The organism is Chromobacterium sp. IIBBL 290-4 (genome assembly GCF_024207115.1).
In the GTDB taxonomy this organism is placed as follows: domain Bacteria; phylum Pseudomonadota; class Gammaproteobacteria; order Burkholderiales; family Chromobacteriaceae; genus Chromobacterium.
Window position 1 is genome coordinate 3663205 of record NZ_CP100128.1, and the last position, 24495, is coordinate 3687699.

The 24495-nt window shown below is 63.3% G+C and carries 23 protein-coding genes; 19 read left to right on the top strand and 4 right to left on the bottom strand.

What is annotated here, in order from left to right:
- Positions 1–239: 239 nt before the first annotated feature.
- Positions 240–1238 carry a substrate-binding domain-containing protein gene (locus NKT35_RS17130; RefSeq protein ID WP_254295229.1) on the top strand — a complete coding sequence of 333 codons (999 nt, stop codon included), beginning with the start codon at positions 240–242 and terminating at the stop codon, positions 1236–1238.
- 6 nt (positions 1239–1244) lie between these two features.
- Here the strand turns inward: NKT35_RS17130 and NKT35_RS17135 are convergent, their stop codons facing one another.
- Positions 1245–2021 carry a substrate-binding periplasmic protein gene (locus NKT35_RS17135; RefSeq protein ID WP_254295230.1) on the bottom strand — a complete coding sequence of 259 codons (777 nt, stop codon included), beginning with the start codon at positions 2019–2021 and terminating at the stop codon, positions 1245–1247.
- Between the two features lie 204 nt (positions 2022–2225).
- The gene (locus tag NKT35_RS17140; RefSeq protein ID WP_254295232.1) at positions 2226–4139 is read right to left on the bottom strand and encodes an ATP-binding cassette domain-containing protein; all 1914 of its coding nucleotides are present in this window, start codon (positions 4137–4139) and stop codon (positions 2226–2228) included.
- A gap of 133 nt (positions 4140–4272) precedes the next feature.
- On the opposite strand from NKT35_RS17140, the gene NKT35_RS17145 reads away from it, so the two are divergent.
- The 16 genes from NKT35_RS17145 (at position 4273) to NKT35_RS17220 (ending at position 20165) form a co-directional block, all read left to right on the top strand.
- On the top strand, positions 4273–4629 hold the full coding sequence (locus NKT35_RS17145; RefSeq protein WP_254295234.1) for a hypothetical protein: 357 nt from the start codon (positions 4273–4275) through the stop codon (positions 4627–4629).
- A gap of 2 nt (positions 4630–4631) precedes the next feature.
- Positions 4632–5090, top strand: coding sequence for a protein YgfX (locus NKT35_RS17150; protein ID WP_254295236.1), 459 nt, complete (start codon positions 4632–4634; stop codon positions 5088–5090).
- Positions 5087–6355, top strand: coding sequence for a bifunctional tetrahydrofolate synthase/dihydrofolate synthase (gene folC, locus NKT35_RS17155; protein ID WP_254295238.1), 1269 nt, complete (start codon positions 5087–5089; stop codon positions 6353–6355). Before NKT35_RS17150 ends, folC begins: the two co-directional genes overlap by 4 nt.
- A 7-nt stretch (positions 6356–6362) precedes the next feature.
- Positions 6363–7115, top strand: coding sequence for an SPOR domain-containing protein (locus NKT35_RS17160; protein ID WP_254295240.1), 753 nt, complete (start codon positions 6363–6365; stop codon positions 7113–7115).
- A gap of 5 nt (positions 7116–7120) precedes the next feature.
- Complete coding sequence (locus NKT35_RS17165) at positions 7121–7636, top strand: CvpA family protein (protein ID WP_254295242.1); 516 nt, start codon at positions 7121–7123, stop codon at positions 7634–7636.
- 100 nt (positions 7637–7736) lie between these two features.
- Positions 7737–9275: an amidophosphoribosyltransferase gene (gene purF, locus NKT35_RS17170; protein WP_254295244.1), complete on the top strand. Its 1539-nt coding sequence runs from the start codon at positions 7737–7739 to the stop codon at positions 9273–9275.
- Between the two features lie 114 nt (positions 9276–9389).
- Positions 9390–10142, top strand: a complete 753-nt coding sequence (locus NKT35_RS17175; RefSeq protein WP_254295246.1) for a substrate-binding periplasmic protein — start codon at positions 9390–9392, stop codon at positions 10140–10142.
- Between the two features lie 548 nt (positions 10143–10690).
- The gene (locus NKT35_RS17180; protein WP_254295248.1) at positions 10691–11845 is read left to right on the top strand and encodes a methyl-accepting chemotaxis protein; all 1155 of its coding nucleotides are present in this window, start codon (positions 10691–10693) and stop codon (positions 11843–11845) included.
- A gap of 37 nt (positions 11846–11882) precedes the next feature.
- Positions 11883–12251 carry a response regulator gene (locus NKT35_RS17185; protein WP_254295250.1) on the top strand — a complete coding sequence of 123 codons (369 nt, stop codon included), beginning with the start codon at positions 11883–11885 and terminating at the stop codon, positions 12249–12251.
- Between the two features lie 14 nt (positions 12252–12265).
- Positions 12266–12574, top strand: a complete 309-nt coding sequence (locus tag NKT35_RS17190) for an STAS domain-containing protein (protein WP_254295252.1) — start codon at positions 12266–12268, stop codon at positions 12572–12574.
- On the top strand, positions 12564–14753 hold the full coding sequence (locus NKT35_RS17195) for a chemotaxis protein CheA (protein WP_254295254.1): 2190 nt from the start codon (positions 12564–12566) through the stop codon (positions 14751–14753). The genes NKT35_RS17190 and NKT35_RS17195 overlap by 11 nt, the downstream gene beginning before the upstream one ends.
- A gap of 44 nt (positions 14754–14797) precedes the next feature.
- A complete protein-coding gene (locus NKT35_RS17200) occupies positions 14798–16462 on the top strand; it encodes a methyl-accepting chemotaxis protein (RefSeq protein ID WP_254295256.1) in 1665 nt (554 codons plus the stop codon).
- 12 nt (positions 16463–16474) lie between these two features.
- Positions 16475–17014, top strand: a complete 540-nt coding sequence (locus tag NKT35_RS17205) for a chemotaxis protein CheW (protein ID WP_254295258.1) — start codon at positions 16475–16477, stop codon at positions 17012–17014.
- Between the two features lie 17 nt (positions 17015–17031).
- Positions 17032–17874 (top strand): CheR family methyltransferase, encoded by an 843-nt coding sequence (locus NKT35_RS17210; protein WP_254295260.1) that lies wholly within the window; start codon positions 17032–17034, stop codon positions 17872–17874.
- Entirely contained in the window at positions 17871–18953 is a 1083-nt protein-coding gene (locus NKT35_RS17215) for a protein-glutamate methylesterase/protein-glutamine glutaminase (protein WP_254295262.1), read from the top strand. Before NKT35_RS17210 ends, NKT35_RS17215 begins: the two co-directional genes overlap by 4 nt.
- Before the next feature lie 3 nt (positions 18954–18956).
- Positions 18957–20165: an EAL domain-containing response regulator gene (locus NKT35_RS17220; protein ID WP_254295264.1), complete on the top strand. Its 1209-nt coding sequence runs from the start codon at positions 18957–18959 to the stop codon at positions 20163–20165.
- Positions 20166–20222: 57 nt separating this feature from the next.
- Here NKT35_RS17220 and sodB read toward each other — a convergent pair whose 3' ends face one another.
- Positions 20223–20804, bottom strand: coding sequence for a superoxide dismutase [Fe] (gene sodB / locus NKT35_RS17225; RefSeq protein ID WP_254295266.1), 582 nt, complete (start codon positions 20802–20804; stop codon positions 20223–20225).
- Between the two features lie 109 nt (positions 20805–20913).
- On the opposite strand from sodB, the gene NKT35_RS17230 reads away from it, so the two are divergent.
- On the top strand, positions 20914–22089 hold the full coding sequence (locus NKT35_RS17230) for a BaiN/RdsA family NAD(P)/FAD-dependent oxidoreductase (protein WP_254295268.1): 1176 nt from the start codon (positions 20914–20916) through the stop codon (positions 22087–22089).
- Positions 22090–22203: 114 nt separating this feature from the next.
- Here NKT35_RS17230 and NKT35_RS17235 read toward each other — a convergent pair whose 3' ends face one another.
- Positions 22204–22905 (bottom strand): aspartate/glutamate racemase family protein, encoded by a 702-nt coding sequence (locus tag NKT35_RS17235; RefSeq protein ID WP_254295270.1) that lies wholly within the window; start codon positions 22903–22905, stop codon positions 22204–22206.
- A 179-nt stretch (positions 22906–23084) separates the two neighbouring features.
- Between NKT35_RS17235 and dnaB the strand changes: the two genes are divergently transcribed.
- Entirely contained in the window at positions 23085–24494 is a 1410-nt protein-coding gene (dnaB, locus tag NKT35_RS17240) for a replicative DNA helicase (RefSeq protein WP_254295272.1), read from the top strand.
- The last annotated feature ends 1 nt before the right edge of the window (position 24495 follow it).

Sequence of the window (24495 nt, forward strand, 5' to 3'; positions counted from 1 at the left end):
ATGGGCATGGCTGGCGTGTTTCGACTATCTGGCACTAATCGAGACGCGCGCTTTGCCGGAAGTATAGCGCGAGTCGGCAAGCCGGCCGTTAAGCCAGTGTAAATCCCGGCGCTTATTTTACCATGACTTGTGGCTGATTCATGCCGGCGGCGTGGCGCCGGTCCGGGTGGCCGCGATTGCCCTGCCGAGCGCGCAAGGCAAACTAGAATGGAGAAACGGCTAAGAGCGTGGAGGAAAAGATGAGTGCTCAAGCGGCAGGATGCGCGCGCGGTTTCGGCTGGATGGCCAAGCTCGTGGGCGCGTCGTTGGCGGTGTCCATCGGCTTGGCGTCGGCGCCGGCCATGGCGGCCGAAATTGTGTACATCACCGCCAAGGCGGACTTGCCGTTTTGGGATACGGTGGGGAAGGGCGTCAAATCGGTGGCGGCGGCGCGCGGTTATTCTTTTTCTGAAATGGATAGCAAGCTCAGCGCCGACATCCAATTGAACAATGTCCGGCAGGCGGTGGATCGCCACGCGGCGGGCATTGTGATTTCCCCCATCAATAGCAAGGCGGCGGAGGATGCGCTGACGCTGGCGAAACGGGCGGGCATACCCGTGTCCATCGCCGATATCGGCACCACCGGCGGCGATTACGTCAGCTTCGTCAAGTCGGATAATTATCGCGGCGCTTACGATGTGGGCGTGGAACTGGCCGCCGCCTTCAAGGGGCGGGGCTGGGATGGCGCCAGCTACGGCATGATCACCATAGAACTGAGCCGCAAAAACGGCCAGGACCGCAGCAACGGCTTTCGCGACGCGATGAAGGACGCGGGTTTCCCGGTGGAAATCGTGCTCAGGCAGATGAAGGATTATTCGGCCGAGGAGACTTATCGCTACGTCAAGGAAATCCTGGCGGCGCACCCCAAGATCCGTGGCTTCTTCATCGAGACCGATCAGCCGGTGGAGGGCGCGATGCGCGCCATCCGCGAGGCCGGCAAGGAAAAGCAGGTATTGCTGGTTTCCTTTGACGCGATGCCCGACGTGGTCAAGCTGTTGAAGAGCGACGCGCTGATCGCGGTCGGCATGCAGCAGCCTTATCTGATGGGCGGCTCCGCGGCCGACGCGCTGGTGTCGCACTTGCAAGGCCGCAAGCCGGCCAAGGAAATTCTGGTGCCCATCCTGGTGGCGACCGGCCGCACGGTGGATCAGCTGATGTCGGTGGCGGCGAAAACGGTATTCGGCAAACCCGGCAAGTAAGCCGGCCTAAGGCATCATCCTCGGCATTTCCTTGTTGTTGATCAGGTCGAGGATGGTGGCGTTGAAGGAGCGCTGCAGGGCGGGCGCGTCTTTCAGCGCCAGGCTGATCTCGTAATGCAGGCCGCTGGGCATGTCGCCAGGCAAGGGCTCGTGGCGGAGCGGCGCGGCAGCGAACAAGTCGCGCATGGCGGCGTCGCGTTGCGACAGGCTGTCTACCACCTCGCGGATTTCGATGAACACATCGCAGCGGCCCTCCATGACTTTGCCTATCGCGCTGCGTTCGTTTTTGGCGCTGCTGTCCTGGCGGGAAGGGGCGATGCCGAACACATCCAAATGGCTGCCGAACAAGCCGCACACGGTGTAGCGCTTGAGATCGGACAGGGCGCGCAGCGGCGGCGCGGTGGGGAATTTGCGGGTGGAGTAGAAGTACAGGTGATGGACCGTGGCATAGGCCTCGGTGGCCAAGGCGCGCTTGGGGTCCAGCTCGGAGGTGGGCACGTCGATGGCGATGTCGGTCTGGCCGTGGGCGACGCCTTCCCTGCAGCGGCGCCAGGGCAGCCGCTGGATGACCGCCGGTTCGCGCCCGGCTCGCCGCAGCGCGCGCTGCAGCACATTGATGGCGAGGCCGGTGTCTTGCGCGCCGCCGGCGAAGCCCGATGAGGCGGTGAAGGCGAAGGGCGGGAAGTCGATATCGGAGGCGCAGGCGCGCAGAGGGGCGGCTTGGCCGGCGCCTGACAGGCAGAAGAGCGCGGCCGCCAGCCGCCAGCCGGGCAGGCGCAGCATGGTACGGCAAAGTTTTCGGCACCCGCTTGCGCGCTGCATATGGTTTCAGCCCCGATTGGCGGCCCGCTTCGATGGCGCTTGCCGCGCGGGCGGGATTGTCATTTTCGAGGCGGTGGCGCGCCGCATGGGGCGCCCCGCCTTCTACCGGTTTAGCCTATGCGTCGACGCGCGACAAAGCTGGGGCGCTTTGCCGCGCGTTCGGGTTTAGTTGGCGCGTTGCTCCAGCTCTTCCCAGCGCGCCAGTTTTTCCAGCAGCAACTCGTCTATGGCTTCCACGCGCTGTTGCCAGGCGATGGCTTCCTTGGGCGTGTCGCGGTAGCAGTTGGGGTCGAGCAGGCGTTGGTTCAGCTCGGCCTGTTCGGCTTCCAGCGCGCTGATCTGGTCCGGCAACGCCGCCAGCTCGCGGGTTTCGTTGTAAGAGAGCTTGTTGCGGGCGGCCTTGGGCTTGTCCTGGCGCGCGGGCGCGGCGGCCGGGGCGGCATCCTTGGCCTTTTCCGCCGGGGCGAATTCAGCCATGCGCTTTTTGGCGTCCAGCCAGTCCTGGTAGCCGCCGGGGTACTCTTCCAGCTTGCCCTCGCCCTCGAAGGCGATGACCTGGGTCACCACATTGTCGAGGAAGGCGCGGTCGTGGCTGACCAGGAACACGGTGCCGCTGTATTGGGCGATCACGTCTTCCAGCAACTCCAGCGTGTCGATGTCCAGGTCATTGGTCGGCTCGTCCAGCACCAGCACATTGGCCGGGCGGGTGAACAGCCGCGCCAGCAGCAGGCGGTTGCGTTCGCCGCCGGACAGCGAGCGCACCGGGCTGCGGGCGCGCTGCGGCGAGAACAAAAAGTCTTCCAGGTAGCTCATCACATGCTTCTTCACGCCGCCGATTTCGACGAAATCATTGCCCTGGCTGATGATGTCGGCGACGCTGGTTTCCTCGTCCAATTGCTCGCGGAATTGGTCGAAGTAGGCGATTTCCAGCTTGGTGCCTTGCTTCACCTCGCCCGCGTCCGGCTCCAGCTCGCCCAGGATCAGCTTCAGCAGCGTGGTCTTGCCGGCGCCATTTGGCCCGATCAGGCCGATCTTGTCGCCGCGCAGGATGCGGCTGGTGAAGTCGCGGATCAGTTTCTTGTCGCCGAAGCCCTTGCTGACGTGCTCCAGCTCGGCCACCAGCTTGCCGGAGCGCTCGCCGGCGTCCAGCTGGAAGTTCACTTGGCCCACGCGTTCGCGGCGCGACGAGCGCTCGCGGCGGATGGCTTCCAGCCGGCGCACGCGGCCCTCGTTGCGGGTGCGGCGCGCCTCCACGCCCTTGCGTATCCACGCCTCTTCCTGGGCGTGGAATTTGTCGAACACGCGGTTTTGCTCTTCTTCGATCGCCAGCTCTTCCGCCTTGCGCACCTGGTAGGCGGAGAAACTGCCCGGATAGCTGCGCAGCATGCCGCGGTCCAGCTCGATGATGCGGGTGGCGACGTTGTCCAGGAAGCGGCGGTCGTGGGTGATCAAGAGCACGCTGCCGGCGAAATTCTTGATCAGGCCTTCCAGCCACTCGATGGCCGAGACATCCAGATGGTTGGTCGGCTCGTCCAGCAGCAGCACGTCCGGCTTGGACGCCAGCGCGCGCGCCAGGGCCACGCGCTTTTTCCAGCCGCCGGACAGCGCCTCGATGCGCACGTCCGGGTCCAGGTCCAGGTGGCTGAGCGTGGATGAGATCAGCGCGTCGAACTGCCAGCCGCCGCGCGCTTCCAGCTCGTGCTGGATGGTCTCCATGCGGGCGAGCGCCTGTTCGTGGTCGGCGTCGGCCTGGGTGAGCTGCTGGGTGATCTTGTGATAGTCGGTGAGCAGGGCTTTCAAGTCGCCCAGGCCCTCGGCCACCGCTTCGAACACGGTGTGGCCGTCTTGGAATTCCGGCTCTTGCGGCACATAGGCGACCTTGACGTCGCCCTTGGTGTTGATGCGGCCGTCATCCAGCTGCACCGCGCCGGCGATGCCTTTGAGCAGCGACGATTTGCCCGCGCCGTTGCGGCCGATCAGGCCGACCGCCTCGCCCGGTTCTAGGGCGAAGTCTACGTTGTCCAGGAGGGCGTGGTGTCCGAAAGCCAGGCAGGCTTTCTCGACGGTAATCAGGGCCATGTTCTTGCGCTTCTTGCGGGAAGGAAAAATAGCCGCCAGTGTACCACGCCGACCCTGCTGGCGTATGGGTCGCCTGGCGGCGGGGAGGCTGGTACAATGCGCGCCGAATCTCTATTTGCCCGAAAGGTCTCCCATGTACTTTGTCGACCGCGCCGTTGCCGTGATCAAGCCGAAACAACCGTTCCTGGATTGGCTGAACCAGTTGCCGGACACCGACATGGTGGACCTGACGCTGGACAGCCTGCGCAGCGATTGCACCGCCATCCTGCTGCCGGAGTTCGTCGAGCCGGAAGAGGGCGTCGCCCACATCGACGAAATCTGCGAACAACTGTTCAAGATGGAGCTCGCCTCCTGGGACGAAAACGACGCGCTGTGGCCCAAGGACCTGTCGCTGAAAGCGTTCTGGGAGTGGTTCGATGTCGAGATCCACTCTACCGTGATCGACAGCGTGGACGAAGACATCACCAATAGCCCGGCCAGCGAGCTGTAAGTTTGAAAGACGGCAAGGCGCTGCTGCAGCCGTTCGCGCTTACGCTCCGGCGCTCCCGCTTATGGCTCTGCCTGGTGTCGGCGGCGCTGCTGGCCGGTTCGGCGGTGGTTTTGCTTTATCTGCATGCCAGTTACGCCATGATCCTGCCAGCCGCGGTCTTGTTCGCCTGGCGCGCGCTGCGGGCCGATGGCTGGGCGGGCGCGGCCGCGCCGGACCGGCTGGAAGTCGACCCGCAAGGCAGGCTGTTCTGGTGCGAAGGGGCGCTGAGACAGCAAGTGGAGGCGCGCGGCGATTGTTTCGTCACGCCGCTGCTGACGGTGCTCAATGTCGATGCCGAAGGCGGGCGCCGCAGCGTGATGCTGTGGCCGGATTCGGCCGATGCCGAGGCGCGCCGCCAATTAAGAGTCTACTTGCTGTGGTTCCACTCGCCGCAGCGCACTGAATCGAAAGAATCCGCATGACGACAAGAACAACGCTGGATGATTGGCTGCGCTGGCAAGAGGGCCTGCACATCAGCGCCATCGACATGGGGCTGGCCCGCGTGACGCGCGTGCGCGAGGCGATGAAGCTGCAGCCGGCCTGTCCGGTCATCATGGTGGCTGGCACCAATGGCAAGGGCTCCACCTGCGCCATGCTGTCCGCCATCTTCCGCGCCGCCGGCTACAAGGTGGGGACGTATACCTCGCCGCATATTCTGCAATACAACGAACGCATCGCCATCGATCTCAAACCGGCCAGCGACGCGCGCATCATCGAAGCTTTCGAGGCCATCGACGCTGCCCGCGGCGACACCACGCTGACCTATTTCGAGTTTGGCACGCTGGCGGCTGTGCATTGCTTCGTCGCCGAAAAAGTGGATGTGATCATCCTGGAAGTGGGCCTGGGCGGACGCCTGGACGCGGTCAATATCTTCGAGCCCGACGTGTCGGTCGTCGTCAGCGTCGATCTGGACCATCAAGCCATCCTGGGCGACAACCGCGAGGACATCGGCTTCGAGAAGGCCGGCATCTACCGCGCCGGCAAGCCGGCGATCTGCGTCGATCCCGAGCCGCCGCAGCGCCTGATCGATCACGCCGCCGAAATCGGCGCCGATCTCAAGCTGTTCCGCCGCGATTTCGGCTTCACCCGCATGGATAATCAATGGTCTTTCCATAGCGGCGACTACCATCGCCACGCGCTGCCTATCCCGGCTTTGCGCGGCGCGTATCAAATGAGCAATGCCTGCGGCGCGCTGGCCGCGCTGGAGGCGATCAAGGGCAAGCTGCCGGTGGGCATAGGCGCGGTCAAGCAAGGTTTGGTGGAAGTGGAGTGGCCGGGCCGCTTCCAGGTGCTGCCGGGCCGTCCGGCGGTGGTGCTGGATGTCGGCCACAATCCGCACGCGGTCAAGGCGATGACGGCGGCGTTGAAGCAACTGCCTTACGCCGAAACGCGCTACGCCGTGTTCTCCATGCTGGCCGACAAGGATATGGCCGGCGTGATCGAGCTCGCGCGCGGCGAATTCGACCACTGGCTGGCGGCGGGGCTGGACATGCCGCGCGGCCAGAGCGGCGAGGCGATCGCTCAAACGTTGAAACAGTCGGGCATAGACAATGTAAAAGCTTATGATACCGTGGCGAACGCATGGTCCGCCGCCTTATCGCAAGCCGGCGACAATGATAGAATCGTCGTTTTCGGGTCTTTCCACACTGTAGCCGAGGTGTTGGAAGCCCGGCGTCACCCGGTTTGAGGAATGCATGGCCCTGTCCAGCCACGATGAACTGATTTTGCTGCGCAAGCGCGCCCGCCGCCGTCTGGTCGGCGCGGTGGTGCTGGTTTCCATCGCCACCGTTGTGTTATGGAATGTGGTCGGCCATCTGCCCGAGCAGCAGATGAAGCCGGAGTCGATCGAAATCATGGGCGCCGCATCGGCGCCGGCATCGGCGGCCTCCGCTCCGGCGGCCGCGCATCATGCCGCATCTCAGGTTGTGGCCGCCGCGCCGGTGGCTTCGGCGCAGACAACGGACTTGCCCGCCAATCTGTCCAGCATCACCGAGCCGCAGGACACGGCGCCGGCCTCCAAGCCCGCGCCCCAGGCGGCTGCGGCGCAGCCCAAGGCCGAGCAGCCGAAGCCAGCCAAGCAGGAGCCGAAAGCAGAAGCCAAGCCCGAGCCCAAACCCAAGGCCAAGCCGGAGAGCCGGCCGCATCAGCCTGATCCGGCGGCCATCCTGGAAGGCCGCGCCGATGCCGAGCACCGCCCCGCCAAGACCGAGCAGGGACACGGCAAGTCCGTGGTGCAGCTGGCTGCGCTGTCCGATCCAGCCAAGGTGGACGCGCTGCGCGGCAAGCTGGCGTCCATAGGCGTGAGCGCCCACTTCTCCAAGGTGGAAACCAGCAAGGGCGAAGTCACCCGCGTGCGCGTGGGCCCGTTCCACAGCCAGGCCGAGGCGCAGCAAGCGCTGCAGAAGCTGGCGCGCGCCGGCATCACCGGCATCATCATCAATAAGTAGCCGCCATGACCTGGTTCGACTATATCGCTATAGCCATCGTCGCCGGATCGGTGCTGATGGCCTTGATGCGCGGATTGATTTCCGAAGTGATGTCGCTGGGTTCATGGCTGGTCGCGTTCTGGTGCGCCAAGCAATTCGGGCCGACTATATCTGATTTTCTGCCCGGCAGCCTGCCGGGCGAGGGGCTACGCATGGTGGCCGGTTTCGTGCTGGTATTCTTCCTGGTGTGGCTGGGCAGCGCGCTATTGCGCGTGCTCTTGACCGGGCTGGTGGACAGCGTGGGCCTGGGCCTGTTCAACCGCATGCTGGGCGGCGTGTTCGGCCTGGCGCGCGGCCTGGTGCTGGTGACCGCGCTGGTGTTGATCGGCGGCTTGAGCAGCCTGCCGCAGAAACCGATGTGGCGCAACGCCGTGCTGGCGGCGCCGTTCGAACATATGGCCTTGTCGCTGCGGCCCTGGCTGCCGCCGACGCTGGCGAACAACTTACATTACGATCCACCCGGCCAGGCGCCGGACAGTTAGGTGGAAGAGGCGGAATCTCTTGATATTTTCACTTCAAGATTCCGCCTCTTTCTTTTTGGGTTTCCGTTTTCTTCTGCTAGTGGGATAGAGGGCTTTCAAGATGTGTGGAATTCTAGGCGTAGTCGGCCAGTCGCCGGTCAATCAGCTGCTGTACGACGGCCTGCAGGTGCTGCAGCACCGCGGCCAGGACGCCGCAGGCATCGTAACCGCCAATGGCAAGACCTTTCACATGCATAAGGGCAGCGGCATGGTGCGCGACGTGTTCCGCACCCGCAATATGCGTTCGCTGCTGGGCAATGCCGGCATCGCCCACGTGCGTTACCCGACCGCGGGCTCGGCTTCCTGCCTGGCCGAGGCGCAGCCCTTCTACGTCAATTCGCCGTTCGGCCTGGTGCTGGCGCATAACGGCAACCTGACCAATACCGACGAATTGAAGGCGGACATGTTCCGCAACGATCTGCGCCACATCAACACCAACTCCGACTCCGAAGTGCTGCTCAATGTGTTCGCCCACGAGCTGGCGCAAAGGGTGAAGGGCCACGAATTGACGGTGGACGGGGTATTCGGCGCCGTGTCCGCCGTGCATAGGCGCGTCAAGGGCGCTTACGCGGTGGTGGCGATGATCGCCGGCTACGGCCTGGTGGCCTTCCGCGACCCCAACGGCATCCGCCCGCTGGTGATGGGCTGCACCGAAAGCGCCGGCAAGACCGAATACATGTTCGCGTCCGAGTCGGTGGCGCTGGACTGTTCCGGCTTCACCCTGCTGCGCGATGTCGCGCCGGGCGAGTGCGTGTACGTCACCTTTGACGGCGACATGCACAGCCAGGTTTGCGCCGAGAACACCCGGCTTGCGCCCTGCCTGTTCGAATATGTCTATTTCGCGCGCCCGGATTCGGTGATAGACGGCGTGTCGGTCTACCAGTCGCGCCTGAACATGGGCGAGACGCTGGCGGAGAAGATCCGCCGCGACCTGCCGGAGCTGGACATCGACGTGGTGATCCCCATCCCCGATTCCAGCCGCCAGAGCGCGCTGCAGCTGGCCAACGCGCTGGGCCTGCCTTACCGCGAGGGCTTCATCAAGAACCGCTACATCGGCCGCACCTTCATCATGCCGGGCCAGGCGGTGCGCAAGAAATCGGTGCGCCAGAAGCTCAACCCGGTGCCGCTGGAGTTCGCCGGCCGCAATGTGCTGCTGGTGGACGACTCCATCGTCCGCGGCACCACCTCCAAGGAAATCGTGCAGATGGCGCGCGATTCCGGCGCCAAGAAGGTGTATTTCGCCTCGGCCGCGCCGGCGGTGCGCTTCCCCAATGTCTATGGCATTGACATGCCGACCCGCGCCGAGCTGTTGGCCACCGGCCGCGACGAGCAAGACATCGCGCGCGAGATCGGCGCCGACGAGGTGATCTATCAGGACCTGGACGCCTTGAAGGATGCGGTCAGCAGCGTCAACCGCGAGCTGAAGCTGTTTGAAAGCTCCTGCTTCGACGGCGAATACATCACCGGCGACATCACCGCGGCCTATCTGGACGCCATCGAATGCGCGCGGCTGGACCTGAAGCACAAGGACAAGGACAAGGACGGCAGCGAGCAGATGATAGACCTCAACCTCAACGTGGCCGAACAGAACCTGATCTGAGCGAGCCGGGCAGGCTTGTCTATACCGACATAAGACTGCCCGCGAGCCCCGGAATGGACGGAGCTCGTTCCTGCGATGGAGCGGGCTCCGTTTTTCTTTCGCCGGAGGCTGGATTTGCGGATCGCCGCGCTGATGCTGTCGATATGCCTGCTCGGGCCGGGCGCGGCTTGGCCCGCCGGGCCGCCGCCGCTTGAGCTGGCGACTTTGCAGTATCCGCCTTACCAGTATCAGGACGGGGCGGAGGTGAGAGGCTTCGCCGCCGACATCGTGCGCGAAGCCTTCCGCCGGATGGGCGTTTCCATTCATATCGCCATCTATCCCTGGGGGCGGGCGCTGGCCATGGCGCAGGAGGGGCGGGAGGATGGCATCTTCACCTTGTTCCGCACCCCGGAGCGGGAAGCCAGGCTGGACTTCTGCCATGAGCCGTTGGCGGCGCAGACGGTGTCCTTGTTTGTTCGCAAGGGTTCGCCGATCCATTTCAATGGCAATCTCGACGAGCTGTCCGCCTATCGCTTCGGCGTGGTGAGGTCGGTCAATTACGGCGCGGCTTTCGATCTGGCCTTGCGCCAGGGCCGCATCCATGTCGGCGAAACCGCCGCCAGCGGCGAGCAGAATCTGGACATGCTGCTGGCCAATCGCTTCGACATCCTGGTCAGCAACCGGCTAGGCGCCTGGGACATCATCAAGCGCCGCGGCGTTGCCGCGCAGGTGGGCGAGCTGAAGCCGCCGCTGGAGGACATTCCCAGTTATCTCGCCTTTGCCCGCAAGCCGGCGCTGGCGGGTTTGCGCGACCGCTTCGACGCCGCGCTGCAGGCCATGCGGCGCGATGGGGCCTACGCGCGGATCCAGAGCGAGGCTTCTCCTTGATGCTTTCCTTGGCTATATCTCTAGCAGCGCGGGCGACACGCGCCAGCATCGAGGGAAGGCAGATCAATGGCGCGGCGGCACTGGATATCCAGCGTGACGGCAACCATTCGGCCTGTCTGGCCTATGATCGCCCGCGCAGATTTTCACCCATGCCCGCGCCATCGAATAGCGTCGCGCCCGTGTCTGGCGGGCTTGAGCGCGAAGCGTTGGCCGCGGCGCGGATAGCAGGCGGATGCAGGCCAGGGCGGCGCGCCGCCTTGACAGCGAGCCGCGCGGCAACTTAAGTGAAACCATCTAATTAAATTGTCAGACAGAGAATAGTCAGACGAATCATTTAGCAATATGAGCCGCTGACAAAGCCTGGAAACGCGCCTGAGCCAAGGCGAACCGCCGCAGTCGGTTCGCGGATGAAGCAGCGGCGCCAAGCGCGCGGAAGCATGCCGGGGCAAAGCCCGGGACATAATCCAATAAGCATGGCGGAACGAGATGGCGGCGAGGCGGAGTGCGCTTTCCCGCGCGGCGGACCGCATATAAGGAGCTGGGGCGGCATGGAGAACAGGGGAAAACCTCTTTTGATCCTGGCGGCGCTTTGCGCGTTAGCGGCGCTGGCCACGGCCTTTGTGTCCGGATGGCTAGGTTGGGCGATTGCCGGCGCGGGCGGCGCGGCCTTGGTCGCTCTATACCCCTTCGCCGCGCCGGCGGCAGGCCAGGAGCCGGCTGTCGTTTTATCCGCGGCGGCGGCCCCTTCGGGCCATGACGACAACCTCGATCTGCTGGAACAGGTGGTGCAGCGCTGGTCCGGCAATCTCCAACTGGTGATCGAGCAGTCCACATCGGGCGGCAACCAGTTGGCCGGCACGCTGACCGGCATTGCCAATGGCCTGCATGCCACCATAGAGGCGGCGCGTTCGTCGACGGACGATGTCGACAGCAATAGCCTTGAAAAAATGGTGAGCGATGCCAGCCAGCGCAGCAAGGAGATTTCGGCGGTGCTGTCGGAAATCGTCGGCCACCGCCAGCAACTGGTGGAGGAGGTGGGCAGGCTGGCCACTTTCTCCAGCGAGTTGCTTTCCATGGCGGATCAAGTGGGCCGCATTTCCAATCAAACCAATCTGTTGGCCCTGAACGCCAGCATAGAGGCGGCGCGCGCCGGCGAGGCCGGGCGCGGCTTCGCCGTGGTGGCGGACGAGGTGCGCAAGCTGTCGCAGCAGTCGGAGCAGACTGGCAAGCAGATGGCGGAAAAAGTCGAGGCCATCAACGGCGCGTTGGAGCAGACCCGGCAAACCACTACCAGCCTGGGCTCGCAGGATGCGGACAAGGGCAGCAACGCGCTGACCTTGCTGGAGGCTTCGGTGCGCGATTTCAGCCAGGCGGCGGAGAGGTTGGCGCAGATCAATGAAAAGATGCAGACCGAGGGCGCGCAGGTGGAGCGCGAGCTGCACGCCTCCTTGATCGCCTTGCAGTTTCAGGACCGCGTCAGTCAGATCGTCCAGCATGTGGCCAGCGATCTGGAGCGCATGCATGAGCATCTGCAGGCGGTGCGCCGGGCCCGGCAGAGCGGCGGCGCGGGGCCTGTGGTCAAACCGCAAGAGTGGCTGCGGCGGCTGGAGTCCACCTACACCACGCTGGAGCAGGCGGCGCTGCACAAGGGGGCGGGCGGCGGCAAACCGGCGGCCTCCAGCGGCGATGTCGATTTCTTTTGACTCAATCTATCCCCAGACTTCCTGAACGGAGACAGCCATGGGCAAATCCATCCTGATCGTCGACGACGCGGCCAGCATCCGCGCCACCGTCAGCATCGCGCTCAAGGGGGCGGGCTACGAGGTGATCGAGGCTTGCGACGGCAACGACGCCTTGGCCAAGCTCGGCGGCACGCGCGTCAACCTGATCATTTCCGACGTCAATATGCCGGGCATGGATGGCATCACCCTGTTGAAAAGGCTGAAAGAGGGCGCGGCGACCAAGTTTGTGCCGGTGATCATGCTGACCACCGAGGGCAGCGAGGACAAGAAGATGCAGGGCAAGGAGGCGGGCGCCAAGGCCTGGATCGTCAAGCCCTTCGATCCGACCAAGCTGCTGGACGCGGTGTCCAAGCTGATCCAGCCCTGAGCGAGGAGAGCCCCATGCCCCTGACGCTGACCCAGGATGGAGACGCCACGCTCGCCGCGCTGACGGGCGAGATCACCATTTTCACCGCCGAGGAGTTGCAGGATGAACTGCTGGGCCTGCTCAACCATGAGCAGGTGAAGCTGGATCTGTCCGGCATCACCGAGCTGGATGGCTGCGGCGCGCAATTGCTGTGCGTGGCGCTGACGGAGGCCCGCCGGCTGGAGCGGCCTTTCCAGGTGGCGGCCAGCAATGAATTGGTGGACGAAGTAGGACGCTGGCTGGGTTTCTCCGGCCATGAAGGAGCGCAGCGAGATGGATCTTAGCAAGGCCAAGGCGGTCTTTTTCGAGGAATCGCGCGAACTGTGCGATGCGCTGGAGGCGGCGTTGCTGGACCCGGTGGCGTATCCGCCCGGCCCGGAAACCTTCAACCTGCTGTTCCGCACCGCGCACACCATCAAGGGCTCCGCCGGGATTTTCGGGCTGGAGGCCTTGGTCCGCTTCGCCCATGTGATGGAGAACGTGCTGGAGCGGCTGCGTTCCGGCCAGGTGGCGCTGAGCGACGATCTCATCAGCTTGCTGCTGGCATGCAACGACCATCTGCGCCGGCTGATAGAGGCCGGCGCGGAAAGCGACGAGATGGCCTTGCATGATCTGCCGGAAGGCGCGCCCTTGCTGGTCAGCCTGCGGCGCTATCAGGAGGACGGCGAGGCGCAGAGCGCGGCGGAGGCCTTGGAAGCGGAACTGGCGGTGAGCATGGCGCCGCCAGCGGATGCCGAAGGCGTGCTAGCGCGTGCGCAAAGCCCCTTGTGGCAGCTGTCCCTGCGTTTTCATCCCGACACTTTCCGCCATGGCTTCGACCCCTTGTCCTTCCTGCGCTATCTGGGTGGATTGGGAGAGCTGAAAACCGTGCTGCCGGTATGGCGCAACTGGCCGCCGCCGCAGTTGCTGGATGTCACCGAGTGCTTCATGGGTTTTGACCTGGCTCTCGACTCTTCGGAAAGTCCCGGACGGATAGAGGGAACCTTCGAATTCATCGCCGAGGACAGCTTGATCGGCATTCTGCCGCCGCATGCGCCGCTGGCCGATTATCTGGCCTTGGCGCAAAGGCTGGGCGAGCCGCTGGAAGAGCAGTTGTCGCGCTGGACCGCGCGCGGCGCTTTGAGCGCTGAGGAGGCGGAGCGAGTGCGCGGCGGCGATGTGGCGGATGCGCCTGTCGCCAGCGTGGAGGAAGCGGAGCCGCCGCCGGTGTCGATAGCGGTGGCGACGCCGCCGCCGGCCGCCGGCGCGGCCCCCGCCAAAGGGGGGCGCGGCGATGGGCAATACATCCGCATCGAGGCCAGCAAGCTGGACCGTTTGATCAACCGGGTGGGCGAGCTGGTGATCGCCTCCTCCGGCACCAAGCTGATCGCCCAGGACCGCGGCGACGCCGAGCTGCTGGAGTCGGTGGCGGTGATCAATACCCTGGTGGAAAGCATACGCGATGACGCGCTGACGCTGCGCATGGTGCCGGTGGACGAAATCTTCAGCCGTTTTCCGCGCATGGTGCGCGAGGTGTCCAAGCAGCTGGGCAAGGCTATCCAGCTGGAAGTCTTGGGCGGCGACACTGAAATCGACAAATCCATGGTGGAAAAGCTGACCGACCCCTTGATGCACATCGTCCGCAATGCGGTGGACCATGGACTGGAGTCGGCCGAGAAGCGTTTGGCGGCCGGCAAGCCCGAGCAAGGCACGGTCACGCTGAACGCCTATCACGACGCCGGCTCGGTGGTGGTGGAGGTGCGGGACGACGGCGGCGGCATCAGCCGCGAGAAAGTGCTGGCCAAGGCGGTGGAGCGCGGGCTGGTGGCGGAAGGGCGGCTGCTCAGCGATCAGGACACCTTGCAGCTGATCTTTCTGCCCGGCTTCTCCACCGCGGACAAGGTCAGCGATCTGTCCGGCCGCGGCGTGGGCATGGATGTGGTCAAGCGCAATATCGAGGCGCTGCGAGGCGAGATCGAAATCCATTCTATAGAGGGCAAGGGCTCCACCTTCCGCCTGCGGCTGCCGCTCACGCTGGCCATCATCGACGGCTTCCGGGTGGAGGTGGACGATTCCGCCCTGGTGATGCCGCTGGACATGATGATCGAGTGCGTGGACATGCCGCATGACGCGATGAACCAGCATACCCGGCAGGTGAACCTGCGCGGCGACTGGCTGCCCTTTGTCTCGCTGCGCGAATTGTTTGGGCTGCCGCCGGCACAGGGCGCGGAATATGTGGTGATCGTCCATTACGGCGACAATCGCGCCGGCATCGTGGTGGACCGGTTGATGGGCGAGGTGCAGGCAGTGATCAAGCCCTTGGGCGAGATTTTCAAATCCTTGCGCGGCATCAGCGGCTCTACCATCTTGGGCAACGGCAAGCCGGCGCTGGTGCTGGATATCCCGCAGTTGATCCATCACGCCTGCCGCCGCGAGCGAAGGCTGATACGGCAAAGCGCCGAAGCGGTTTTACAAAAGGGCTGATTGTCTGAGCCTGCTTTCCCTTTTCTTTGCGAATGAGGTTTGCCATGAGCTGGTTTCATACTCTGCAGGTCCGGACCAAGCTGCTGCTGAGTTTCGGCGTATTGATGGTGTTGTTGGTGGCCATGGGGATTGTGGGATATCAGGCCAGCGCGCGGGTAAACGCGGGGCTTGAGGATTTATTCACCAATCAGTTCAGTCCCTTGGTTGGCATCAGCAATGCGCGCGTCTCGGCCATGACGCATAACAGAGCGCTGTATCGGTACTTGGCGGAAATGGACAAGGCCAAGATGGAGGAGGCGGCAACGCATATGGACGGGTATGACAAGGACTTGTTTGCCCAAATGAAAATTGAGCTTAGCTCTACGATGGAGCCTGAGGAGGCGGAGGCGAACCGGCGTTGGCAGACCCAGTGGCCTATTTATCTAAGCGCAGCCAAAGAGGCGATGAAGCTGGCTTATGAGGATAGTGGGAATGGCGAGGGGCGGAGGAAGGCGCTGGATATTGTTCGAAGCAAGGCCAGGCCGGCGTTTGATATCGTTGAGCAGTCACTGGCGACTGTGAAAGAGACCAATGAGAAAGTGGCGGAGCGAACGCATACGCTGGGGCAGGAAACCTATGCCAGCACCACTCGCGAGGTGATCGGCCTGTCCTTGGTGTCTTTGTTCATGTGCGGTCTTTTGTCTCTTTTGGTCACTCGCAGCATTTTGCGGCAGTTGGGCGGAGATCCTTCATACGCGATGCTGGTGGTGTCCAAAGTGGCGGATGGGGACTTGGCGGTGCCGATCAAGTTGCGCGACGGCGATTCGTCCAGCCTATTGTTTTCGATTCGTGAAATGGCCCACCGTTTGTCCGACACCATGTCCGAAGTCAGCTCCATGTCGGAGTCGATAGGCTCCGCCTCCGAGCAGGTGGCCTCTACCGCCAGTTCCCTGGCGCAGACGGCTTCCGAATTGGCGTCCAGCGTGGAGGAAACCAGCGCTTCCGTGGAGGAGATGGCTTCCACCGTCACGCAAAACGCCGACAACGCCCGAGTGACGGACGGCATCGCCACCAAATCGGCCAGCAGCGCCAGCGAAAGCGGCAAGGCGGTAGGCGATATGGTGCATGCGATGAAGGAAATCGCCTCCAAGATCACGGCGATCAACGATATCGCCAACAAAACCGACCTGCTGGCGATCAACGCCGCCATCGAAGCGGCGCGCGCCGGCGAGCACGGCAAGGGCTTCGCCACCGTGGCGGTGGAAGTGCGCAAGTTGGCGGAGCGTTCCCAGGTGGCGGCTAGAGAGATCGGCGATCTGGCCGGGCGTTCGGTCGGCGTGGCGGAAAGGGCCGGCGTGTTGCTGCAGGAAATGCTGCCCGGCATTGATCAGACCGCCTCGCTGGTGCAGGAAATCTCCGCCGCCTCGCGCGAGCAGCGCACCGGCATCGACCAGATCAATACGGCGGTGACCCAGATCAGCACCGGCATGCAGACCTCGGCTTCGTCGGCGGAGGAGCTGAGCTCCACCTCGGAAGAGCTCAGTTCGGCAGCGATGCAGCTGCAAGACTTGATGCAGCAGTTCAAATTGCGCGGAGGCGGGCGCGGTAAGCGCATGCTGTTGCATGCTTCGCATGGCAGCGTCAAGAAAACGGCGGCCAAGATCCACCGGGATTTGGAGGACGATGAGTTCGACGAAGGAGATCTGGATGACAAGTTTTCCAAATATTGAGGAGGATGCGCCATGAAGGAGCGTTCCGATTCGGCGGCCGGCCACGGCGAGAGCAAGTTCCATTGCGTCACCTTCATCCTTGGGCAGGACTTGTTCGGCATCCAGATCAATTTCATCCGCGAGATCATAGAGCTGGACGGCATCACCCAAGTGCCGATGATGCCCAGCTTTGTGCGCGGCATCATCAATCTGCGCGGCTCGGTGGTGCCGGTGATCGATCTGTCCATCCGTTTCGGCCGTGGGCTGACCGAGCTGAAACCATCCACCTGCGTGGCCATCCTGTCCTTGCCGGGGCAGGACAGCGGCTATCACGAAGTGGGGATACTGCTGGACGCGGTATGCGAGGTGCTGGAGATACCCGAGAGCGAGATCGATCCATCGCCGACTTTCGGCGCCAATATCCGCGGCGACTTCATTCAGGGCATCGCCACCATCAACGAGCGCTTCGCCATTTTGCTGAATGTGCAGCAGGCGCTGTCGGTGTCCGAGCTGAGCGCGATGGCGGAAACGGTGGCGCAGCAGCATTTCAACGATGACGCCGAAGTGAGCTGATCAACACGGAGGATGGCGTGCAGCGGCTCGACCCGATATTGAGCGACGAGGAGTTTTCCTGTTTCAAGCAGTTCATTCTGCAGGAAGCGGGCATTGATTTGCCCGCCAGCAAGCGTTCCCTGGTGCAGTCGCGGCTGGCCAAGCGCCTGCGCAATCTGGGCGTCAGCAGTTATGGCGCGTATTGGCAGCTGCTGCGCAAGCCGGAAAGCCATGCCGAGCGGCAGCATGCGATCAATATGCTGTCCACCAACGAAACCTATTTTTTCCGCGAACCGCAACACTTTCAATGGCTGGAGAACCAGGCGCTGGCGATACAGCAGCGCGGCGGCGCGGTGAAGGTGTGGTCCGCGGCCTGCTCATCCGGCGAAGAGCCCTACACCATTGCCATGGTATTGGCGGAAACCTTGGGCATGCGCGGCAACTGGAAGGTTTACGCCACCGATATCAACACCAAGGTCTTGAACCTGGCCAAGCGGGCGGTCTATCCGAAAGAACGGGTCCAGCGCACGCCGCCTTTGTTGTGGCAGAAATACTTCCTGCGCGGACGCGATGAGTATGCCGGCATGGTAAGGGTTCTACCGGAATTGGCGAACCGGGTGGAGTTTTCCAGTTTGAATTTGCTGCATTGCAATCGTTTCGCTCAAACCGATTTCGACATTGTCTTTTTGCGTAATGTTCTGATTTACTTCAATGAAGAGACCAAGCTCGACGTGCTGCGCAAGCTGTGCAGCCGGATGCGCGAGGGCGGTCATTTGTTGATCGGCCATTCTGAATCGCTGCACAAACTGAATTTGCCGCTGGCGCAGGAGGAACCCTCGCGTTATCGACTGATAGGCGGACAAGGGAGGGAGGCGGGATGAGCATCGCGGTGCTGATCGTCGACGACTCGGCGGTGGTGCGGGAGATTCTGACCCAGATGCTGGCCACGGCGCCGGATATCGAGGTGATGGGGGCGTCGCCCGATCCGATCTTCGCCATGAACCGGATGAAGGTGCGCTGGCCGGACGTGATCGTGCTGGATATCGAAATGCCGCGCATGGATGGACTGACCTTCCTGCGCAAGATCATGGATGAGCGGCCGACGCCGGTGATCATCTGCTCCTCGCTGACCGAAAAGGGCGCCCGCATCACCATGGACGCGATGTCGGCGGGGGCGGTGGCGGTGATCACCAAGCCGACGGTGAATTTGAAGTCTTTCCTGCAGGATGCGGCCAAGGATTTGATTCAGGAGGTGCGCGACGCCGCGGGGGCCAGAATGGGCGTGATGAAGAAAATCGCCAGCCATGCGCCGGCGCGCGGCGGCGAACCGGCGCCCAAGCTGACCGCGGACGTGGTGTTGGAGGCGCCTTCCGGCTTGGAGAAGTACCGGACCACGGAAAAAATCATCGCCATCGGCACCTCCACCGGCGGCACCCAGGCGCTGGAGTTTCTGCTGCCCAGGCTGCCGGCCACCTGTCCCGGCGTGGCGGTGGTGCAGCATATGCCGGAGAAGTTCACCGCCTCCTTCGCCGAGCGTTTGAACAAGCTGTGCAAGGTGGAGGTGAAGGAGGCCAGGTCGGGCGATAGGCTGATTTCCGGCGTGGCGCTGATCGCGCCTGGCGGCAAGCATCTCTTGGTCAAGCGCAGCGGCGCCCAGTATATGGCCGAGGTGAAGGATGGGCCGCTGGTGTCGCGGCATCGGCCTTCGGTGGATGTGCTGTTCCGCTCGGTGGCGGTCACCGCCGGCGGCAATGCGGTCGGGGTGATCATGACCGGCATGGGGGATGACGGCGCGCGAGGCATGCGCGAGATGCGGGACGCAGGCGCCCGAACCATTGCTCAGGATGAGGAATCCTGCGTGGTGTTCGGGATGCCGGCGGAAGCGATCAACCATGGCGGCGTGGACGAGGTGATGTCGTTGGAGCGCATCGCCCACACGCTGGCAGGCATCAGGGGTTGAATCATGTTGTATCTGGAGCAGTGGCGGGGCAAGTCGGTGATGGTGGTCGAGGATTCGGCCAGCCATCGGCTGCTCGCCGTGGGCATTTTGCAGGCGCTGGGTTTCGCTCCGGTGTATGAGGCGGAAAACGGCGTGGATGCGCTGGACAAGCTGTCCAAGCTCAGGCGGGTCGATCTGGTGGTGACGGATCTGAACATGCCTATGATGGACGGGGTGAAACTGCTGGAAAACATCGCCGCCCGCCTGCGCGGCAAAGTGCGCTTCGTCGCGGTGATGAGCGGCGTGCCGCGCGATGTGCTGGATACCGTGCAAGGCGTGGTGGATGCCTCGGAGCTGGACCTGCTGGCGGTTTTTCCCAAACCGCTCAAGCAAGAGGAAGTGGAGCGGGTGCTGGACGGCAACAACCCGGAGTGGCAGCTGGAGGGGCCTGCTGGCGCAGCCAGAAGCATCAGCCTGGGAGAGGTGGAAGAGGGGGTGAGGCTGCGCCAATTGGTGCCTTACTTTCAGCCCAAGGTGTCGATCAAGGATAACAAGCTGTTTGGCATGGAGGCGCTGGCGCGCTGGGAGCATCCGCAGTGGGGGGTGCTGTCGCCGGCCGTTTTTGTCCATCATCTGGAAGAAGGCGAGCTGGCGCTGCGTTTCTTCTACCAGTTTCTGCGCGATGTCTGCGCCTCGATGAAGCGTTTTCTGGCGGAAATGCCGGGCCTGCATGCTTCGGTTAACCTGCCGGTTCCCCTGTTGAACGACCCCAATCTGGTGGACGAGATGACCACCATCATCCAGTCCAGCGGCTTGCCTAACGACAGCATTGTGCTGGAAGTGACGGAAACCACCCTGATGTCCAATCTGGCGGCCTCGCTCGGCACTTTGGCCCGCTTGCGGCTGAATGGCTTCGGACTGGCGATGGACGATTACGGCACCGGCTACTCCTCGATGAAGCAATTGTCGCGCAGCCCCTTCACCGAGCTGAAAATAGACAGGGAGTTTGTCCATGACGCGGCCAGCAGCCCCAAAAAGCTGGCCATCCTGACTTCGGCGGTGGCGATGTGCCAGAAGCTGCAATTGCTGTCAGTGGCGGAGGGCGTGGAAACGGAGGCGGACTGGCAGCAATTGGCTGCCTTGGGCTGCGACGTGGCGCAGGGCTATTACCATAGCCGGCCGCTGTCGGCCGAGATGTTCCTGCAGTGGATGCGGGAGAGCGGGCATCTGTGATGCGGCGGCGGAAATGAAAAAGGGGCCTGCGGGCCCCTTTACGCAGCTTGGAAAAGCTTAGGCGGCGAAGTTCTTGGCCGCGAATTCCCAGTTCACCAGCTTCCAGAAGCTATCCAGATAGTTCGGGCGGCTGTTGCGGTAGTCGATATAATACGCGTGTTCCCACACATCACAGGTCAAGAGCGGCTTCTTGTCGGTGGTCAGCGGGGTGGCGGCGTTGCTGGTGGATACCAGGTCCAGGCTGCCGTCGCTGTTCTTCACCAGCCAAGCCCAGCCGGAACCGAAGGTGCCGACGGCGGTCTGGGTGAAGGCTTTCTTGAACTCTTCGAAAGAGCCCCACTTGGCCTTGATGGCGTCAGCCAGCGCGCCGGTCGGTTCGCCGCCGGCGTTCGGGGCCAGGCCGAACCAGTAGAAGGTGTGGTTCCAAACCTGAGCGGCGTTGTTGAAGATGCCGCCGGAAGACTTCTTGACGATCTCTTCCAGGGAGGCGTTTTCGAACTCGGTGCCCTTGATCAGGTTGTTCAGGTTGGTGATGTAGGTCTGATGGTGCTTGCCGTAGTGGAATTCCAGGGTTTCCTTGGAAATGTGCGGAGCCAGGGCGTCCAGCGCGTACGGCAGTTCAGGCAGTTTGTGTTCCATTGTGCTCTCCTTGTTGAGAAAGTGAACCGCATGGCGGCTGCTTTCGATCAAGTTTACTGGAATCTGGCCGGCATGGCTAATAGTTGACTAAAATGATAGGAATAAGCTTTTGCAATTTGATGTTATCGTCATTGGGGCCGGCGCGGCCGGTTTGATGTGCGCGGCCACCGCCGGCCAGCGCGGCCGCAGCGTGCTGTTGCTGGATCATTCCGCCAAGCTGGCCGAGAAAATCCGCATCTCCGGCGGCGGGCGTTGCAACTTTACCAACGTCAATGCCCGCTTTGATTGTTACCTGTCCTCCAACCCCCATTTCTGCCGTTCGGCACTGTCGCAATACACGCCGCGCGACTTCATCGCCATGGTGGAGCGCCACGGCGTCGGCTACCACGAGAAAAAGCTGGGCCAGCTGTTCTGCGACGACGGCAGCGAGCGCATCATCGCCATGCTGGATGAGGAATGCCGGCTGGGCGGCGTGGATCGCCGCATGGAGACCGACGTGCAGGCGGTAAGTCGCCTGGAGGCCGGCGGTTTTGTGGTGGAAACCAGCCGCGGACGTTTTCTCTGCCAGTCGCTGGTGGTCGCCACCGGCGGCCTGTCCATTCCGCAGATCGGCGCCACGCCTTTCGGTTATAAGCTGGCCGAGCAATTCGGGCTGGACGTGACGCCGCTGTCGCCGGCGCTGGTGCCGCTGACCTTCCATGTGGACGATGCCGAAATCTTCTCGCCGCTGGCGGGGGTATCGGTTGACGTGGAGGCGAAGGCCGGCAAGGGCAGCTTCCGCGAAAATGCCTTGTTCACCCATAAGGGCGTGTCCGGCCCGGCCATTCTGCAAGTCTCGTCTTACTGGCAGCCCGGCATGGAGTTGCTGCTGGACCTGTTGCCGGACGCCGATGCGGAAAGCTGGCTGGAAGAGCGGGCGGACAGCGAGCAGCTGATCGCCAATGCGCTGAGCGAGCTGGGCTGGTCGCGCCGCTTCGCCGACGCCTGGCTGGACCGGGTGGGCATGAACAAGCGCCTGAAAGACCTGGGGCCCAAGCAGCGCCGCCAATTGGCGGAGCAACTGCACCGTTGGTGCGTCAAACCCAACGGCACGCAGGGCTATAAAAAGGCCGAGGTGACGCTGGGCGGCGTCGCCACCAAGGCGTTGTCGTCAAAAACCATGATGGCCAACGAGGTGCAGGGTTTGTTCTTTGTCGGCGAGGTGGTGGATGTCACCGGCTGGCTGGGCGGCTACAACTTCCAGTGGGCCTGGTCGTCGGGATTTGTCGCCGGGATGAATTGCTGATTCATCCGGCGGATGCCACGCTTGCGGGATGACCCGCCAACTGTTTGAACCAATGCAGTTGTATCGTGAGCATTAGTGCCGAGATGGCGGATCGCCCCTCTAGGGGCATCCGCCCTACGACAGATGGGTGGCGCGTTCCAGCGCCGCGTCCGCATGCAAGACCGCGGTGTCGTAGACGGGGATGGGGCTGTGCCGCGCTTCAATCAATAGCGGAATTTCGGTGCAGCCCAGCACCACGCCCTCCGCTCCCTGATCGGCCAGACGGGCGATGATGTCCTGATACACGCGGCGCGATTCGTCGCGCAACACGCCGCGGACCAATTCCTCATTGATGATGCGGTGAATGGCCGCTTGTTCCTCCTGCTTGGGAATCAGGCAGTCTATGCCGCGCTTGGCCAGGCCATCCTTGTAGAACGCCTCGCCCATGGTGACGCGGGTGCCGAGCAGGGCGACCGTGCGCTGGCCGGCCTGCCGAATGGCTTCGCTAACCGGTTCCAGTATGTGCAGCAAAGGCAGATCCGTGCCTGCCTGCACTTCATCGAATACCCGGTGCGGCGTGTTGGAGGCGATCAGGCCGAAATCCGCGCCGCGCAGCCGCAGGCTTTCCGCCATTTCAGCGAGCCTGGCCGCGGACAGATCCCAGCGGCCGGCATTGCGCCAGTCATGGAACTGTTTCAGGCAGGCGCTGTGGATCAGGATTTCCGGATAGCCGTCGTCGCCGTGGCGGGCCACATATTGACGGGTGATGCGCAGATAGTAGCTGGCGGTGGATTCCGGGCTGAGTCCGCCTAATATGCCTATGGTTCGATGAGCCATATCGATGGTTCCAATCGCAATGATTTATTTATTTTGAATTTACATCGCGGGGCGGTCAATCATGCCGCTTGATTAATCCGCGCGCCGGCGGCCAGATGCTTGATGAGCGGGCTGGCGTTTCGCGTTAGAATTGCGTTTTGCCTTACGCGCGCCGCGCCGCGCGCATCCTTCGAGTCTACATGACAGAACAGTACGAGAATTTCGACAGCGAGATGGCTGCCATCCGCACGCCGCCGCATTCGGTGGAAGCCGAGCAGTCGGTGCTGGGCGGCCTGCTGCTCGACAACAGCGCCTGGGACAAGATCGCCGACGTGGTGGCCGAGGCCGACTTCTACCGCCATGACCACCGCCTGATCTACCGCCATATCGCCAGGCTGGTGGAGCTGGCGCGTCCGGCCGACGTGGTGACGGTGGCCGAGGCGCTGGACAAGAATGCCGAGCTGACCGAGATCGGCGGTTTGGCCTACCTGGCCACGCTGGCGCAGAACACGCCTTCGGCGGCCAATATCCGCCGCTACGCCGAAATCGTCCGCGAGCGTTCGGTGATGCGCCAGCTGGCCTTGGTCGGCACCGAGATCGCCGAGGCCGCTTACGCGCCGATGGGCCGCGATGCCGCGCAGTTGCTGGACGAGGCCGAGGGCCGCGTGTTCCAGATCGCCGAGTCCACCGCCAAGTCCAAGCAGGGCTTCCTGGAAATGCCGGGCCTGCTGAAAGAGGTGGTGGAGCGCATCGACATGCTCTACAGCCGCGACAATCCGGATGAAGTCACCGGCGTGCCGACCGGCTTCATCGACCTGGACGCCAAAACCTCCGGCCTGCAGCCTGGCGACCTGATCATCGTCGCCGGCCGTCCGTCCATGGGTAAGACCGCCTTCTCGATGAACATCGCCGAGCACGTGGCGGTGGAAACCCACCTGCCGGTGGCGGTGTTCTCGATGGAAATGGGCGGCGCGCAGCTGGTGATGCGTATGCTGGGCTCGGTGGGCCGCCTGGATCAGCACGTGTTGCGCACCGGCAAGCTGGGCGACGAGGACTGGCAAAAGCTGACCTACGCCATCGGCAAGCTGTCCGAAGCGCCGATGTACATCGATGAAACCCCGGCGCTGACCGCGCTGGAAGTGCGCGCCCGCGCCCGCCGGCTGGCCCGCCAACATGGCGGCAAGCTGGGTCTGATCGTGATCGACTACCTGCAGCTGATGTCCGGCTCCGGCCGCGGCGACAACCGCACCGCCGAGCTGGGCGAGATCTCGCGGGGCCTGAAGGGCCTGGCGAAGGAGCTGCAGGTGCCGGTGATCGCGCTGTCGCAGCTATCGCGCGCGGTGGAGCAGCGTCCCAATAAGCGCCCGATGATGTCCGACTTGCGGGAATCCGGCGCCATCGAGCAGGATGCCGACTTGATCGTGTTCATGTATCGCGAAGAGTATTACAGCCCGGAAAACCAGGAAGTGAAGGGCATGGCCGAGGCCATCATCGGCAAGCACCGTAACGGTCCTACCGGCGCGGTGCGGCTGGCCTTCGTCGGCAAATACGCCAAATTCGACAATGCGGCCACCCTCGGCATCAGCGGCTGGGCGGACAGCGATAGCTAAG